Below are 13,235 nucleotides of genomic sequence, written 5' to 3'. Positions count from 1 at the left end.
GGCCGCTCTCAAAGATCACTCCCAAGGATCGGCGTGCGGGCCGGTCGCACCCAGCCGAGGGAACGCCCTCGCCCCCCTACCCCTCCAGCAGCCCGGCCACGTCCAGCCCCAGCCCGCCGCCGATGCGGTAAAGCGCCGCCTCCGTATCCGGGTCGAGCGCGATCCCGCGGTCCATCGCGGCCATGCGGTGCAGCGCCTCCGGCTCGCCGGGGATGCTGACGCCGCTGCTGCCGGGGGCCGGCGGCGTGTCGGCGACATGGTCGAGCACGGCGTCGGTCAACGCCTGCCATTCCGGACCGGCGATCCGGTTGGGGTCGATGACGAACGCAAGCGCGTTGTTGACCACACGGCCCGGCCGCAGGTTTTCCGGCAAGGCCGGCAGGCCGCCGGCCAGCGCGCCGGCCAGGATCTCGCAGGCCAGCGCAAGGCCGTAGCCCTTGTGGCCGCCGAAGGGCAGGATGGCGCCGGTCGGATCGGAGAACATCACGCCGGGATCGCGGGTCGGCCGGCCTTCCGAATCCAGCAGCAGGCCGTCCTCCACCTCCTTGCCCAGCGAGGCGGCGACCCGGCATTTGTTGGCGGCAACGGCGCTGGTGGCGAAATCCAGCAGGAAGGGCGCATAGCCCGGCGTGCCGGGCACAGCGATGCAGATCGGGTTGGTGCCCAGCCGCGGCCGCCCGCCGCCATGCGGCGCCGCCAGCGGGCGGCTGACCACATTGACGAAGAACAGGCCGATCAGCCCGGCGGCGATGCATTGCTCGCCATAGGAACCGACGCGGCCGATGTGGTGGGCGTTGCGCAGCGCCAGGATGCAGGCGCCGCCGGCCTGCGCCCGCTCGATGGCGAGGGCGGTCGCCTCGCGCGCGATCACCTGCCCATAGCCGACGTCGCCCTCCACCACCAGGAAGGGCGCCTCGTCGCGGACGATGCGGGCATGGCGGTTGGGCTGGAGATGGCCCAGCTCCAGGCTGCGGGCATAGACGGCGATCTGGCAGACGCCGTGGCTGGCATGGCCGCGGGCGTCGGCCTCCACCAGATTGGCGGCGACGACGGCCGCCTCCTCCGCCGAGCTGCCGCTGCGGCGGAGGATGGCGTCGAGCGTGGCGACAAGCCGCTCCGGGCGGTAGCGGGTGCCACTCATGCGAAGACCGCATAGTCGATGGGCTTCGTCCGGTCCAGCGTGCGATGGACCGGCGGCAGCGGGTATTTCAGGCCGGTGGCGCAGTTGAACAGCACCGCCCGCTCGTCCTTGCCGACCCGGCCGTCGGCCAGGGCCTGGCGGTAGGCGGCGTAGGTCGCGGCGCCTTCGGGGCAGAGCAGGAAGCCCTCCTCCCGCGCCGCCTCGTCCAGCGCCGCCTGGATGGCGTCGTCGGGAACCGAGATGGCGAAGCCGCCGCTCTCGCGCACCGCGCGCAGGATCAGGAAATCGCCGACCGCCTGCGGCACGCGGATGCCCGACGCGATGGTGTGCGCATCCTCCCAGCGCGGGGCATGCTCCTCCCCCTGTTCCCAGGCGCGGACCATCGGCGCGCAGCCGGCGGCCTGCACCGCCACCATGCGCGGACGTTTGGCGCCGATGAAGCCGATGGCCTCCAGCTCGGCGAAGGCCTTCCACATGCCGATCAGGCCGGTGCCACCGCCGGTGGGATAGAAGATGACGTCCGGCACCTCCCACCCCAGCTGTTCGGCCATTTCCAGCCCCATGGTCTTCTTGCCCTCGATCCGGTAGGGCTCCTTGAGGGTCGAGACGTCGAACCAGCCGGCCCCGGCCCTGCCCTCGCCGACGATCCGGCCGCAATCGTCGATCAGGCCGTTGACGCGGTAGACGGTGGCCCCCTGCAACTCGATCTCCGAGACGTTCACCTCCGGCGTGTCGGCCGGGCAGAAGATGGTGGTGCGGATGCCGGCGCGGGTGGCGTAGGCGGCCAGCGCCGCCCCGGCATTGCCGTTGGTCGGCATCGCCATGTGCTTGATGCCGAAGGACTTCGCCATCGACACCGCCATCACCAGCCCGCGCGCCTTGAAGGAGCCGGTGGGCAGCCGCCCCTCGTCCTTCACCAGCAGCTCGGCGGCGCCCAGCTTCTTCGCCAGACGGGGCAGCGCCACCAGCGGGGTCACCGCCTCGCCCAGGCTGACAATGTCCCCGGCCCGGCGGACGGGCAGCAGTTCGCGATAGCGCCACAGATCCTGCGGACGTTCGGACAGCGCGCTCTTGGTCAGCGCCTGCTTCACCCCGTTGAGGTCGTAGCGGACCAGCAGCGGCTTGCCGGCGCGCGACAGGTTGTGAACCGTATCGGCCTCGTAGCGCTCGCCGGTATAGGCGCATTCCAGATGGGTGACGAAGGTCGGACGCTCGACCGTCAGGTTCGAATCGAAGCGCAGCGGGTTGATGTCTTGGAAAGCCATTTAGCGGACCATGCCCCATTTGCGGACCGTGTGGACCTCGATCCAGCGGAAGACGACATTCTCGACCAGCAGGCCGATCAGGATGACGGTGACGAGGCCGGCGAAGACCTTGTCGATGTAGAGCTCGTTGCGGTTCTGGAAGATGAACCAGCCCAGCCCGCCCTTGCCGGAGGACACGCCGAACACCAGCTCGGCCGCGATCAGCGTGCGCCAGGCGAAGGCCCAGCCGACCTTCAGCCCGGTCAGGATCGCCGGGAAGGCGGCGGGGATCAGCAGGGTGACGACATAACGGATGCCGCCCAGCCCGTAATTGCGCCCGGCCATGCGCAGCGTCTCGGAAACCGAGGTGAAGCCGGCATGGGTGTTCAGCGCCAGCGGCCACAGCACCGCATGGACCAGCACGAAGATCAGGCTGACCTCGCCCAGCCCGAACCACAGCATGGCGATGGGCAGCAATGCTATGGCCGGCAGCGGGTTGAACATGGACGTCAGCGTCGACAGCAGGTCGTTGCCGATGCGGGTGGAGACGGCCACCGTGGTCAGCGCCACCGCCAGCACCACCGCCACCGCGTAGCCCTTCAGCAGCACCGCCAGCGAGGTCCAGGCCATCGACAGCAGGTTGTCGCGCCGGATGCCGTCCCACAGCGCCGCCGCGGTGTCGGTGAAGGTCGGGAACATCAGCGGGTTGTTCTGCCAGACCGCCGCCGCCTGCCACAGCGCCGCGACCGCGGCCAGAACCAGCAGCCGACGCAGCGCCGTGACGTTGCCCAGCCGCTCCCACGGGGACAGCGGTCGGGCGACATCGCCGATGGGGCCGGTCGCGGTGACGGTGCGCTCATAGTCCGGCCGCAGCGGCGGCTCGCGCCGGCCGCCCGGCGGCAGGGGGCGCGGGGAAAAGGACAGGTCGGTCATGCGTGGGCCCCTTTCCCGGTGCCTTCGACATCCTCGGCGAACAGCATGGTGTGGATACGGCCGGCGAGGTCCTGGAACTCGGCGCCGCCGACGGCGCCATGGTCGTAGCCGGCGCAGTTCACCTCCGCCTTCACCTGGCCCGGATGGGGCGACAGCACCAGGATGCGCGAGCCGACGACCAGCGCCTCCTCGATGGAATGGGTGACGAACAGCACGGTGAAGCGCAGATCGTCCCACAATTGCAGCAGCTCCTCCTGCATCTTGCGGCGGGTCAGCGCGTCGAGCGCGGCGAAGGGCTCGTCCATCAGCAGGATGTCCGGCTCCATCGCCATGGCGCGGGCGATGGCGACGCGCTGCTTCATGCCGCCCGACAGCATGTACGGATGGACGTCGGCGAATTTCGACAGGTTGACGCGGGCGATGCAGTCGAGCGCCTTTTCCTCCGCCTCGCGCCGCTTCGCCTTGCCGCTGGCGAGCAGCGGGAACATGACGTTCTCCTTGACCGTCTTCCAGGGCGGCAGCTGGTCGAATTCCTGGAACACCATCATGCGGTCGGGGCCGGGCCTCGTCACCGGACGGCCGTTCAGGCGGATGGCGCCCTCCACCGGCTGGAGGAAGCCGCCCACCGCCTTCAGCAGCGAGGATTTGCCGCAGCCCGACGGCCCCAGCAGGACGTAGCGTTCGGCCTGGAACACCTGGAAATCGACGCGGTAGGTCGCGGTGACGAGATGCCGGCGCGTCTTGTACTGCAGGGTCACGCCGGAGACGTCGAGCAGCGGACGTTCCGACACGGCGTCGGCATCCACGCTGCGCGGGTAGGTCAGCGCGTTCATCGGCTCAGCTCCCGGCGCCGTCATGCAGGTCCTCGAAGAAATAATCCTTCCAGGAGGCCGGCTTGTTCTTGATCGCCCCGACCTTGTGCATGAAGTCGGCAAAGGCCTCGGTCCGGCTGGGCGCGACGGTGAAGCGGATGTCCGGATCCTTCAGCAGGTTCAGGATGAAGGGCTTGTCCAGGCTGCCCTTGTTCTGCGCCAGATAGGCCTCCGCCGCCCCTTCGTGGTTGGTGTTGATAGAGTCCATCGCTTCGCGAAGCGCGTCGAGGAAGGCGCGGTAGGTCTTCGGGTTCCCGTCGCGGAAGGACTGCTTGCTCCAGATCAGGTTGAAGCTGTGCGGGCCGCCCAGCACGTCGTAGGAGCTGACGACCTTGTGGATCTTCGGGTCGGCGAGCTGCTGGTACTGGAAGGGCGGGCTGGAGAGGTGGGCGGTGATGCCGCCGCTGCCCGACAGCAGCGCCGCGGTGGCGTCGGGATGGGGCATCGACACGGTCAGCTTGTCGAGCGCGTCGAACTTGTCGGCGCCCAGTTCCTTCTCCGCCGCCATCTGCAGGACGCGGGCCTGCACCCCGACCTTCACCGCCGGCAGCGCGATCTTGTCGGCGTCGGTGAAGTCCTTCAGCGACGTGACCTTGGGGTTGCTGGTGGTGAGGAACAGCGGCATGTCGTTCAGCGAGGCGATCGCCTTGACGTTGGCGTTGCCCTTGGTGCGGTCCCAGATGGTCAGCAGCGGCCCGACGCCGGCGGAGCCGAGATCGATGCTGCCGGACAGCAGCGCGTCGTTCATCGCCGCCCCGCCGGACAGCTGGACCCACTCGACGGCGATGTCGAGGCCCAGCGCCTTGCCGTGCTTCTCGATCAGCTGGTTCTGGCGCAGCACATGCAGGGGCAGATAGCCCAGGCCATATTGCTCGGCGATGCGGATCCGCCCTTCCGCCGCCGCCGGGCCGGCAAGCGCCACCGCCATGATGCCGGCCAGGGAAAAGGCAAGGGCGGCGAGCGCGTGACGAACCGGGCGTGCTGGCTGTTGCATGGTGACTCTCCGACGCGAAAAGGTCTCTATTAATCTACTAGATTTAAGGGGATCACGATTCCATCGAAGCGTCAATCTCGTAAATTATGCGGACCATCATCGTATAATTAACGTTTTAATATTGTTATTTCTGGTTTCGAGAAGGGGGTGCCGGCGCCCCGAAAGAGTCGGAAGAGGGTTAACCTGGGTTAAGGGGCCGCTGCCGCAATGGCGCCTACATCGACGGAACGGACAGTACCCTTACAGTGAAGGGGAACGGTCCGTTCCTTGGAAATGGAACACCAGGAGGGGCCAGGCGATGAATACACCCCAGATGCAGTCCCCGGCGGACGCGATCGGCGCATGGACGGCCGGCACGATGCTGCAGACCACGCTCCTCCAGCGGACCGAGGCGATGCTGCGGATGCAGTCGGGCCTGTTCGAGACTGTCGAAACCATCAGCCAGTTGTGGCTGGAGCATCGGCAGGACGACATCCGGTCGGCTCTCGCCACCGTGGAACGGATGGAAACGGCGGAGAATACGGCGGAGCGCTCCACCCTGTGGAGCGACTGGATGAACGAGCGCCTGAAACGCTGGTCGGGCGAGGCATCGGAAATGGCGGAGCGTGTGCAGACGATGACGCACGTCCTGGCCGACGCGGTTCCGGCCGCGGACAAGCCCCCCACCCGACTGCGGGAAGCGGCGCCGCGGCGCGACCGCAGGAGCGAGGGGACGGCCTGAAAGCTCCATCGCCGCGTCCGCCGGGCTGTTCCGGGCGGACGCGGCGATGGCCGGAATGCCTTGCCACGAGGTTTGCAATGAACCGGTGGCGGAGGACAAGGTTACGCCCGGGCGTGGGTCTTCACCTCGTGGCGCTGACGCTCCGCATAGCGCTCCAGCGCATGGCGGGCTGCATCGAAGGCGTCGCGGATGGCGGCGTCGGCCGTCTCATGACCATGGCCGCCCGGCTTGTCGCTGTGCACGACCAACTCCCCCCCGGGAAGGGTCAGGGCGATCTGGACGGTGTAGCGATTGCCCTGATGCCGATGGCGGTGCGGCACCTCGAAGACAACGCGCGTGGCCAGGATGCGCGTGAAGAAGCGGTCGAGCTTGTCGGCATGCTCGCCGATCAGATGCTCCAGCGCGGGAGAGGGGTCGATGTTGCGGAAGGCGATCTGCAACTCCTGACGCATGTCCGTTCTCCTTTCCGGAAGGCGCCCCATCCGCCGGCCAGTCGAAAAACGGGACCGATGCGGGGCCTGGACGAACCCAGGATCGCACACTGGCGGAATCCTGCCTTAATCTGCGTCAATGCGGCGCCCGCCCGCCGGCTGTAGACTCCGCCGCGTTCAAGACAGCCCGTCAGGCCAGCCCGATGGTATGGATGAGCGCGAGGCTGAGCCCGCCCAGCGTGAGCAGGCAGAGCACCACCGCCGCCGTCACCCGCCCGCCGGCCCGCGCCACCGTCCGGACATCGACGCCCAGCCCAAGCGCCGCCATCGACACCACGGTCAGCAGGGTCGCCGCATGCTCCATCGGCACCAGCGCCGCCTGCGGGACGAGGCCGAAGGAGCGCAACGCGACCATCGCCAGGAAACCCAGGATGAACCACGGCACCAGATGGTGGACCGGCGGGTATCCCGGATGGGCGCGCTCGTCACTTTCCTCACGCAGGCGGGGCGCCAGGACCGACAGCAGCAGGCAGACCGGCCCAAGCATCAGCACGCGCACCAGCTTCACCAGCGTGCCGACCTGCACGGCGGCGGCCCCCAGCGGCGCGGCGGCGGCGATCACCTGCGGCACCGCATAGACCGTCAGCCCCGCCAGCGCGCCATACTGCACACCGCTCAGCCGCAGCCCCATCCCGACCAGCGGCAGGCCGAGCACGACGACGACGCCCAGCACGGCGGTGAAGGCGATGGAGGCGGCGACGTCGTCGCCGTCCGCACCGATCACCGGCGCCACCGCGGCGATGGCCGAGTTGCCGCAGATCGCGTTGCCGCAGGCCACCAGCAGCGCCATGCGCACCGGCAGGCCGAGCAGCCGGCCGATGCCGTAGCCCGCCGCCAGCGCCAGCACCACCACCCCGGCGATGCCGAGCAGGAGCACCGGGCCGGCCGACAGGATGGTGGCGGCGCTGACCGACGCGCCGAGCAGCACGACCGCGATCTCCAGCAGGAACTTGGCCGAGAAGCCGATGCCCGGAATCCAGCGGGCCGACGGCGTCCAGGCGGTGCGGATGGCGGTGCCGGCCAGGATCGCCAGCACCAGCGCCTCGATCCAGGCGTCGCCGAACAGCCTGCGCTCGCCCCAGGCGACGGCGAAGGCGAGGATGGTGACCGCGATGCACAGCGCAAGGCCGGGCAGGACGGTGCAAAGACGGGCAAGGACGAATCGTCCCGGCGCCGCGCTTGCGGCGGCCATGGTGTCGGGAAGCAAGGGGATGATCTCCACTGGCGATCGGAAGGGCTGACTGCCGCCGACGCGATCCGGGACCGGGAGCCCGACCATGTCGGGCGCCGGTGGTCGCATCCGTTCCGATGCAAAGACTATGGAGACCGGGATCGATCGCATCCAACGTTAAGAAGTGATGCGTTCGATAAACTGGCCTTATGGAACCGGGCGGGTGCGCGGGGTGCGTGACGAACCCCGCGCCTCGATGCGCTCCCGGATCCAGCGTTCCACATCGCCGCCGAACTCCGGGGGAGCCTTGCGCCCGAAACCGGCGGCGACGCTCGCCAGCGTTTCCTGGGCCAGCGTTGCGCGCATCGCCTTTTCCGCCCGCAGCATCACCGCATGCACCGCGCAGACGCCGGCCGTAGACCATTCCGGCGGGTTGCCGTCGAACAGCGCGCAGCGCCCGCGGACTTCCTGGCAGTCGAACAGCGGCTTGTCTCCTTCGATGGCGTCGACGATGTCGAGGAAGCTGATTTCCTCCGGCGGCCGGGCCAGCCGGTAGCCACCGCGCACCCCTTCGCTCGCCGCCACGATCTCCGCCTTCTCCAGCCTGGGAAAGATCTTGGCGAGGAAGGAGGGGGAGATGCCCTGCAGTTCGGCCAGGTCACGGCTGCTCAGCGGCGTATCCCCGGACGACACCAGCCAGAGCAGGCAGTGGATGCCATATTCGACGCTGACGGTGAGATGTGCCATGACAGGTCTGGACCGCTTTCCGGTGAGAGGCGTGATCGCGGCGACAATAGATCGGATCGCGTAAAATCGGCATCGATTTGGAGCGTGAATCCGATCGCCAAATACAAGGCTGGAGTTTCGTGCGTTTCATATTGAACGCACGAAACTCCAGCCATCCGCGTTCCGCCCCCGCAAGCGCCCGGCCCGGCCCGGATCAGTGCCGGTCCGGGATGGTCAGTTCGGTTTCGGCGGTATCCACCACGAAGACCGCCAGCAGCTTCGACGGCTCGGTGTTGCTGGCGTTGGCGCTGACGCCATGGCGGTCGCCCGGCAGTTCGGTGAAGCTCTCGCCCGCCCGATAGGTCCTGACCGGCCCGTCGTTGACCTTGCTGCGAACCGCCCCTTCCAGGACGGTGGCATAGATCAGCGCCGATTTCGCATGGGTGTGGGCGGGCGAATAGCCGCCCGGTCCATATTCGACCAGCACGCCCTTGAGGCTCTTGCCGGGAACGTCCGGCAAGGCGTGTTCATAGACCAGCGTCACCTTGGCGTTCCTGGCCGCCGGCGCATCATCGGCCAGAGCGGAGGCCGGAGCGGTGGCGAGCGTACCGGCGACGGCCAGGACGGCGAGCGCCGCGATGGGAAGAAAGCGCTTCATCGGTCTGCTCCTTGTCGTTTGGAGGGGATGGGATCAGGCCGCGGCCTGCGAGCGGCGCAGCCAGTCGTCGAGGCCGATGCGGCCCAGCCGGGCTTCGCCGGTGGGAACCAGCGAGAGGCCCTCCATCCGGCCGCCGAAATAGCGGGCCTCCGGATCGGCCACGACCGCACGCGGATCGCCCACCGCCGTCAGGTAACGGCCGACGATCAGGTCGAAGCGGGCGCGCTCGGGGCCGGCGATGTCGACGATGCCGTTCAGCGGCGGCGCCAGCGCCACATCGGCGACGAGGGAAGCCACGTCCTCGGCGGCGATGGGCTGGAACAGTCCGGGCGCCAGCCGCACCGTGCCGCCCGTCGTGCTGAACGCGGCGATACCGCCGAGGAATTCGAGGAACTGGGTCGAGCGGACGATGCTGTAGGGAATGCCGGACTCCACGATCAGCACCTCCTGCGCCACCTTGGCGCGGAAATAGCCGTTGTCCGGCATCCGGTCGGTGCCGACGATGGACAGGACGACATGGTGCCGGACGCCCGCGTCGGCTTCGGCGGCGAGCAGGTTGCGCCCGGCGGTCTGGAAGAACTCCATCACCGCCCCTTCCTCGAAAGACGGGGAATTGGCGACGTCGACGACGACATCCGTGCCGGCCAGCGCCTCCGCGAGCCCCTTGCCGGTGAGCGCGTCGATGCCCGTGCTGGGGGCCGCGGCGACGGCGTCATGGCCGCCGGCACGCAAAAGCGCGACGAGTTTCGACCCGATCAGTCCCGTGCCGCCGATGACGACGATTTTCATGATGCGATCTCCCATCCGGCAGGTCGTGCCGGTTCGATGAAGGGGAATGAGAAGCTGTTCGGAGAGCCGCATTCCGGTGCGGCCGCCTATAACAAGGACAATATCAGTCTGCGTTTTTAGGCGCAAGCATAAACACGGATCATTTTAGTCTGCGTTGTATGGGCGGAACGCCCTGCCCTCCGTGAACCGGCTTCACCTCGGCCTTCGGCCGACAGCCACGACGCCGATGACAGCCGCTTGCCACGGCTCAATATTTCGATTATTGTCGAAACATGGAAAACAAGACTGCCATCGACGCCTTTGCCGCCCTTGCCCAGGAAACCCGCTTGGCCGTGTTCCGCCTGCTGATCACGGTGGGACCGAACGGGCTGACGGCCGGCGAGGTTGCCCAGCAGGTGGGGGTTCCGGCCTCCACCCTGTCCCACCATCTGGCGACGCTGGAACGCGCCGGCCTGCTCCGCTCCTGGCGGGTGCAGCGGCAGATCTTCTATGCGTCCGACTATGAGGGCACCCGCCGGCTGATCGCCTTCCTGATGGAGGACTGCTGCCAGGGGCGCCCCGAACTCTGCTCCGCCGACCTGACCCAGGCCGTCCTGTGTGGTCCCGACGGATGCGACCACGACGCCTGAGCCCCGACCCCAACCGCCGCGCACCCAGCGGCCTGGAAAGGCAATCCCGCGATGACCGACCGCGTCTACAACGTCCTGTTCCTGTGCACCCACAACAGCGCCCGCAGCGTCATGGCGGAGTGCCTGCTGAACCGGGAGGGCAAGGGCCGCTTCCGCGGCTTCAGCGCCGGCAGCCAGCCGTCCGGCCGGATCAACCCCCATGTCCATGGCCTGCTGGAGCGGCTTGGCTTCCCGACCGCGGAACTGCGCTCCAAGACCTGGGACGAGTTCGCGGCACCGGGCGCCCCGCACATGGATTTCGTCTTCACCGTCTGCGACAACGCCGCCGGCGAGGTCTGCCCCATCTGGCCCGGCCAGCCGATGACCGCGCATTGGGGCTTCCCCGACCCGTCGAGCGCCCAGGGCACCGATGCGGAAAAGGCCGCCTTCACCGCCACGGTGTTCGGGCAGATCCAGCGCCGCATCCAGGCCTTCGTCAGCCTGCCCATCGCCTCGCTCGACCGTCTGGCGCTGAAGCGCAGGCTGGACGACATGGGCCGGGCGTCCGCCGCCGAAGAGTCCGCGCGATGACGCCGGTCGCCATCTACCACAACCCGGCTTGCGGCACCTCGCGCAACACGCTGGCGCTGATCCGCAACAGCGGCGTCGAGCCGACGGTGATCGAGTATCTGAAGACGCCGCCGACGCGCGACGAGCTGGCCGGCCTGATCCGCCGGATGGGCGTGCCGGTGCGCACCCTGCTGCGCGAGAAGGGCACGCCCTATGCCGAGCTCGGGCTCGGCGACCCGGGCTTGAGCGACGACCGGTTGCTCGACGCCATGATGGCCCATCCGATCCTGATCAACCGGCCGATCGTGGTGACGCCGCTCGGCGTGCGGCTGTGCCGCCCGTCCGAGGCGGTGCTCGACATCCTTCCCGATGCCCAGCGCGGCGCCTTCGCCAAGGAAGACGGCGAGGCCGTCATCGACGCCGCCGGACACCGCATCGACAAAGCCTCCTGACGGACACCGATCATGACCACCGACATTCACGCCGCTCCGGCGGCCCGCCCCGCCATGGGGCTTTTCGAACGCTATCTCAGCGTCTGGGTCGCGCTGTGCATCGTCGCCGGGATCGCGCTGGGCCATCTGGTTCCGGGGGTCTTCCATGCCATCGCCGCGGCGGAGGTGGCAAAGGTCAACCTGCCGGTGGCGGTGCTGATCTGGCTGATGATCGTGCCGATGCTGCTGAAGATCGACCTCGGCGCGCTTTCGCGGGTCGGGGAGCATTGGCGCGGCGTGGGTGTGACGCTGTTCATCAACTGGGCGGTCAAGCCCTTCTCGATGGCGCTGCTGGGCACGCTGTTCATCGGAAACCTGTTCGCCCCGCTGCTGCCGCAGGACCAGATTTCCTCCTACATCGCCGGCCTGATCCTGCTGGCCGCCGCCCCCTGCACCGCCATGGTGTTCGTCTGGTCGAACCTGTGCGAGGGCGAGCCGCACTACACGCTGAGCCAGGTGGCGCTGAACGACATCATCATGGTCTTCGCCTTCGCGCCGCTGGTCGGGCTGCTGCTCGGCGTCGCGTCGATCGCCGTGCCCTGGGAGACGCTGCTGCTGTCCGTCCTGCTCTACATCGTCATCCCCGTGGCCGGCGCCCAGATCTGGCGCCGCAGCCTGCTGGCCACCGGCGGCGAACCGGCGCTGAAACGCACCCTGGACTTCATCCAGCCGGTCTCGCTGGTGGCGCTGCTGACCACGCTGGTGCTGCTGTTCGGCTTCCAGGGCGAGCAGATCCTGGCACAGCCGCTGGTCATCCTGCTGTTGGCTGTGCCGATCCTGATCCAGGTCTATTTCAACGCTGGCCTCGCCTATTGGCTGTCGCGCCGCTTCGGGGTGGCGTGGTGCGTGGCGGCGCCGGCGGCGCTGATCGGCGCCTCCAACTTCTTCGAGCTGGCCGTGGCCGCCGCCATCAGCCTGTTCGGCCTCGGCTCCGGCGCGGCGCTCGCCACCGTGGTGGGCGTGCTGGTCGAGGTGCCGGTGATGTTGTCGGTGGTGAAGATCGTCAAGGCGACCAAGCCCTGGTACGAGGGACGCACCCATGCATGACGTCGAGCCCACCCTGCACGAGAGCTTGCCGAGCCTGGACGAGCCCTATTTCGAGGTGCCCGGCCTCGACGCGCTGACGCCGGACCATCCGTCGACCCACCCGCCGCGCATCCTGCTGCTCTACGGTTCGCTGCGGGAGCGGTCCTACAGCCGCTTCCTGGCCGAGGAGGCCGCCCGCCTGCTCCGGCGCATGGGGGCGGAAACCCGCATCTTCGATCCGCGCGACCTGCCATTGCCGGACAGCGTGCCGGCCGACCATCCCAAGGTGGCGGAACTGCGCGCCCTGTCGCAATGGTCGGAAGGCCAGGTGTGGGTCAGCCCGGAACGCCACGGCACCATCACCGGCATCCTGAAATGCCAGATCGACTGGCTGCCGCTGGAAAGCGGCGGCGTCCGGCCGACCCAGGGCCGGACCTTGGCGGTGATGCAGGTCTCCGGCGGCTCGCAGTCCTTCAACGCGGTCAACGCGATGCGGGTGCTGGGGCGCTGGATGCGGATGGTGACCATCCCCAACCAATCCTCCGTCGCCAAGGCCTACCAGGAGTTCGACGAAGCCGGACGGATGAAGCCGTCGCCCTACTACGACCGCGTGGTGGACGTGATGGAGGAGCTGGTCAAATTCACCCTGCTGGTGCGCGACCGCAGCGACCATCTCACCAGCCGCTACAGCGAGCGCCGCGAGGCCGGACTGAAGGCCGAAACCGAGGCGCAGGCCCTGGCCGCTGCGGCGATGAGCGGTGAAAGGACAGCGTAACGGCGGCCCGGCAGCGGGCTCGCCA

16 protein-coding genes are annotated in these 13,235 nt (G+C 68.5%); 6 read left to right on the top strand and 10 right to left on the bottom strand.

What is annotated here, in order from left to right; translation table 11 throughout:
- Positions 1 to 76: 76 nt before the first annotated feature.
- Genes ABMY26_RS10335 through ABMY26_RS10315 form a run of 5 tightly spaced genes read right to left on the bottom strand, consistent with a single transcriptional unit; the run spans position 77 to position 5,184 of the window.
- Positions 77 to 1,141 carry a malate/lactate/ureidoglycolate dehydrogenase gene (locus ABMY26_RS10335; RefSeq protein WP_372395609.1) on the bottom strand — a complete coding sequence of 355 codons (1,065 nt, stop codon included), beginning with the start codon at positions 1,139 to 1,141 and terminating at the stop codon, positions 77 to 79.
- Positions 1,138 to 2,406 (bottom strand): threonine synthase, encoded by a 1,269-nt coding sequence (locus ABMY26_RS10330; RefSeq protein ID WP_372395608.1) that lies wholly within the window; start codon positions 2,404 to 2,406, stop codon positions 1,138 to 1,140. The genes ABMY26_RS10335 and ABMY26_RS10330 overlap by 4 nt, the downstream gene beginning before the upstream one ends.
- Complete coding sequence (locus ABMY26_RS10325) at positions 2,407 to 3,318, bottom strand: ABC transporter permease (protein WP_372395607.1); 912 nt, start codon at positions 3,316 to 3,318, stop codon at positions 2,407 to 2,409.
- Positions 3,315 to 4,151 carry an ABC transporter ATP-binding protein gene (locus ABMY26_RS10320; protein WP_372395606.1) on the bottom strand — a complete coding sequence of 279 codons (837 nt, stop codon included), beginning with the start codon at positions 4,149 to 4,151 and terminating at the stop codon, positions 3,315 to 3,317. The genes ABMY26_RS10325 and ABMY26_RS10320 overlap by 4 nt, the downstream gene beginning before the upstream one ends.
- 4 nt (positions 4,152 to 4,155) lie before the next feature.
- Positions 4,156 to 5,184, bottom strand: coding sequence for an ABC transporter substrate-binding protein (locus ABMY26_RS10315; RefSeq protein WP_372395605.1), 1,029 nt, complete (start codon positions 5,182 to 5,184; stop codon positions 4,156 to 4,158).
- A gap of 298 nt (positions 5,185 to 5,482) precedes the next feature.
- Between ABMY26_RS10315 and ABMY26_RS10310 the strand changes: the two genes are divergently transcribed.
- The gene (locus ABMY26_RS10310; RefSeq protein WP_372395604.1) at positions 5,483 to 5,905 is read left to right on the top strand and encodes a hypothetical protein; all 423 of its coding nucleotides are present in this window, start codon (positions 5,483 to 5,485) and stop codon (positions 5,903 to 5,905) included.
- Between the two features lie 101 nt (positions 5,906 to 6,006).
- Here the strand turns inward: ABMY26_RS10310 and ABMY26_RS10305 are convergent, their stop codons facing one another.
- The 5 genes from ABMY26_RS10305 to ABMY26_RS10285 form a co-directional block, all read right to left on the bottom strand.
- Positions 6,007 to 6,357: an HPF/RaiA family ribosome-associated protein gene (locus tag ABMY26_RS10305; protein ID WP_372395603.1), complete on the bottom strand. Its 351-nt coding sequence runs from the start codon at positions 6,355 to 6,357 to the stop codon at positions 6,007 to 6,009.
- A gap of 169 nt (positions 6,358 to 6,526) precedes the next feature.
- Positions 6,527 to 7,603: a YeiH family protein gene (locus ABMY26_RS10300; RefSeq protein WP_372395602.1), complete on the bottom strand. Its 1,077-nt coding sequence runs from the start codon at positions 7,601 to 7,603 to the stop codon at positions 6,527 to 6,529.
- 171 nt (positions 7,604 to 7,774) lie between these two features.
- Positions 7,775 to 8,314, bottom strand: a complete 540-nt coding sequence (locus ABMY26_RS10295) for an Rrf2 family transcriptional regulator (protein ID WP_372395601.1) — start codon at positions 8,312 to 8,314, stop codon at positions 7,775 to 7,777.
- Between the two features lie 193 nt (positions 8,315 to 8,507).
- The gene (locus tag ABMY26_RS10290) at positions 8,508 to 8,951 is read right to left on the bottom strand and encodes a cupin domain-containing protein (protein ID WP_372395600.1); all 444 of its coding nucleotides are present in this window, start codon (positions 8,949 to 8,951) and stop codon (positions 8,508 to 8,510) included.
- A gap of 33 nt (positions 8,952 to 8,984) precedes the next feature.
- Complete coding sequence (locus tag ABMY26_RS10285) at positions 8,985 to 9,740, bottom strand: SDR family oxidoreductase (RefSeq protein ID WP_372395599.1); 756 nt, start codon at positions 9,738 to 9,740, stop codon at positions 8,985 to 8,987.
- A 272-nt stretch (positions 9,741 to 10,012) separates the two neighbouring features.
- Here ABMY26_RS10285 and ABMY26_RS10280 point away from each other — a divergent pair, with 272 nt between their 5' ends.
- Genes ABMY26_RS10280 through arsH form a run of 5 tightly spaced genes read left to right on the top strand, consistent with a single transcriptional unit; the run spans position 10,013 to position 13,210 of the window.
- Positions 10,013 to 10,369 carry an ArsR/SmtB family transcription factor gene (locus ABMY26_RS10280; RefSeq protein ID WP_372395598.1) on the top strand — a complete coding sequence of 119 codons (357 nt, stop codon included), beginning with the start codon at positions 10,013 to 10,015 and terminating at the stop codon, positions 10,367 to 10,369.
- Between the two features lie 51 nt (positions 10,370 to 10,420).
- Entirely contained in the window at positions 10,421 to 10,939 is a 519-nt protein-coding gene (locus tag ABMY26_RS10275) for an arsenate reductase ArsC (RefSeq protein ID WP_372395597.1), read from the top strand.
- Positions 10,936 to 11,370, top strand: a complete 435-nt coding sequence (gene arsC, locus ABMY26_RS10270) for an arsenate reductase (glutaredoxin) (protein WP_372395596.1) — start codon at positions 10,936 to 10,938, stop codon at positions 11,368 to 11,370. Before ABMY26_RS10275 ends, arsC begins: the two co-directional genes overlap by 4 nt.
- 54 nt (positions 11,371 to 11,424) lie before the next feature.
- On the top strand, positions 11,425 to 12,456 hold the full coding sequence (gene arsB / locus ABMY26_RS10265) for an ACR3 family arsenite efflux transporter (protein ID WP_372395941.1): 1,032 nt from the start codon (positions 11,425 to 11,427) through the stop codon (positions 12,454 to 12,456).
- Positions 12,449 to 13,210: an arsenical resistance protein ArsH gene (gene arsH, locus ABMY26_RS10260; protein WP_372395595.1), complete on the top strand. Its 762-nt coding sequence runs from the start codon at positions 12,449 to 12,451 to the stop codon at positions 13,208 to 13,210. Before arsB ends, arsH begins: the two co-directional genes overlap by 8 nt.
- Positions 13,211 to 13,235 lie beyond the last annotated feature (25 nt).

The sequence above is a fragment of the Azospirillum sp. HJ39 genome (genome assembly GCF_041507355.1).
GTDB classification, from domain to species: Bacteria; Pseudomonadota; Alphaproteobacteria; order Azospirillales; family Azospirillaceae; genus Azospirillum; species Azospirillum thiophilum.
This window is presented reverse-complemented; position numbering and strand designations above follow the sequence as displayed.

What these genes read in the sequence shown, in the direction of transcription:
- ABMY26_RS10275 (WP_372395597.1), top strand. Translation starts at nt 10,421, where the DNA reads ATGACCGACCGCGTCTACAACGTCCTGTTCCTGTGCACCCACAACAGC.
- arsC (WP_372395596.1), top strand. Translation starts at nt 10,936, where the DNA reads ATGACGCCGGTCGCCATCTACCACAACCCGGCTTGCGGCACCTCGCGC.
- ABMY26_RS10310 (WP_372395604.1), top strand. Translation starts at nt 5,483, where the DNA reads ATGAATACACCCCAGATGCAGTCCCCGGCGGACGCGATCGGCGCATGG.
- ABMY26_RS10295 (WP_372395601.1), bottom strand. Translation starts at nt 8,314, where the DNA reads ATGGCACATCTCACCGTCAGCGTCGAATATGGCATCCACTGCCTGCTC.
- ABMY26_RS10305 (WP_372395603.1), bottom strand. Translation starts at nt 6,357, where the DNA reads ATGCGTCAGGAGTTGCAGATCGCCTTCCGCAACATCGACCCCTCTCCC.
- ABMY26_RS10280 (WP_372395598.1), top strand. Translation starts at nt 10,013, where the DNA reads ATGGAAAACAAGACTGCCATCGACGCCTTTGCCGCCCTTGCCCAGGAA.
- ABMY26_RS10290 (WP_372395600.1), bottom strand. Translation starts at nt 8,951, where the DNA reads ATGAAGCGCTTTCTTCCCATCGCGGCGCTCGCCGTCCTGGCCGTCGCC.
- arsB (WP_372395941.1), top strand. Translation starts at nt 11,425, where the DNA reads ATGGGGCTTTTCGAACGCTATCTCAGCGTCTGGGTCGCGCTGTGCATC.
- ABMY26_RS10285 (WP_372395599.1), bottom strand. Translation starts at nt 9,740, where the DNA reads ATGAAAATCGTCGTCATCGGCGGCACGGGACTGATCGGGTCGAAACTC.
- ABMY26_RS10330 (WP_372395608.1), bottom strand. Translation starts at nt 2,406, where the DNA reads ATGGCTTTCCAAGACATCAACCCGCTGCGCTTCGATTCGAACCTGACG.
- arsH (WP_372395595.1), top strand. Translation starts at nt 12,449, where the DNA reads ATGCATGACGTCGAGCCCACCCTGCACGAGAGCTTGCCGAGCCTGGAC.
- ABMY26_RS10335 (WP_372395609.1), bottom strand. Translation starts at nt 1,141, where the DNA reads ATGAGTGGCACCCGCTACCGCCCGGAGCGGCTTGTCGCCACGCTCGAC.
- ABMY26_RS10320 (WP_372395606.1), bottom strand. Translation starts at nt 4,151, where the DNA reads ATGAACGCGCTGACCTACCCGCGCAGCGTGGATGCCGACGCCGTGTCG.
- ABMY26_RS10315 (WP_372395605.1), bottom strand. Translation starts at nt 5,184, where the DNA reads ATGCAACAGCCAGCACGCCCGGTTCGTCACGCGCTCGCCGCCCTTGCC.
- ABMY26_RS10325 (WP_372395607.1), bottom strand. Translation starts at nt 3,318, where the DNA reads ATGACCGACCTGTCCTTTTCCCCGCGCCCCCTGCCGCCGGGCGGCCGG.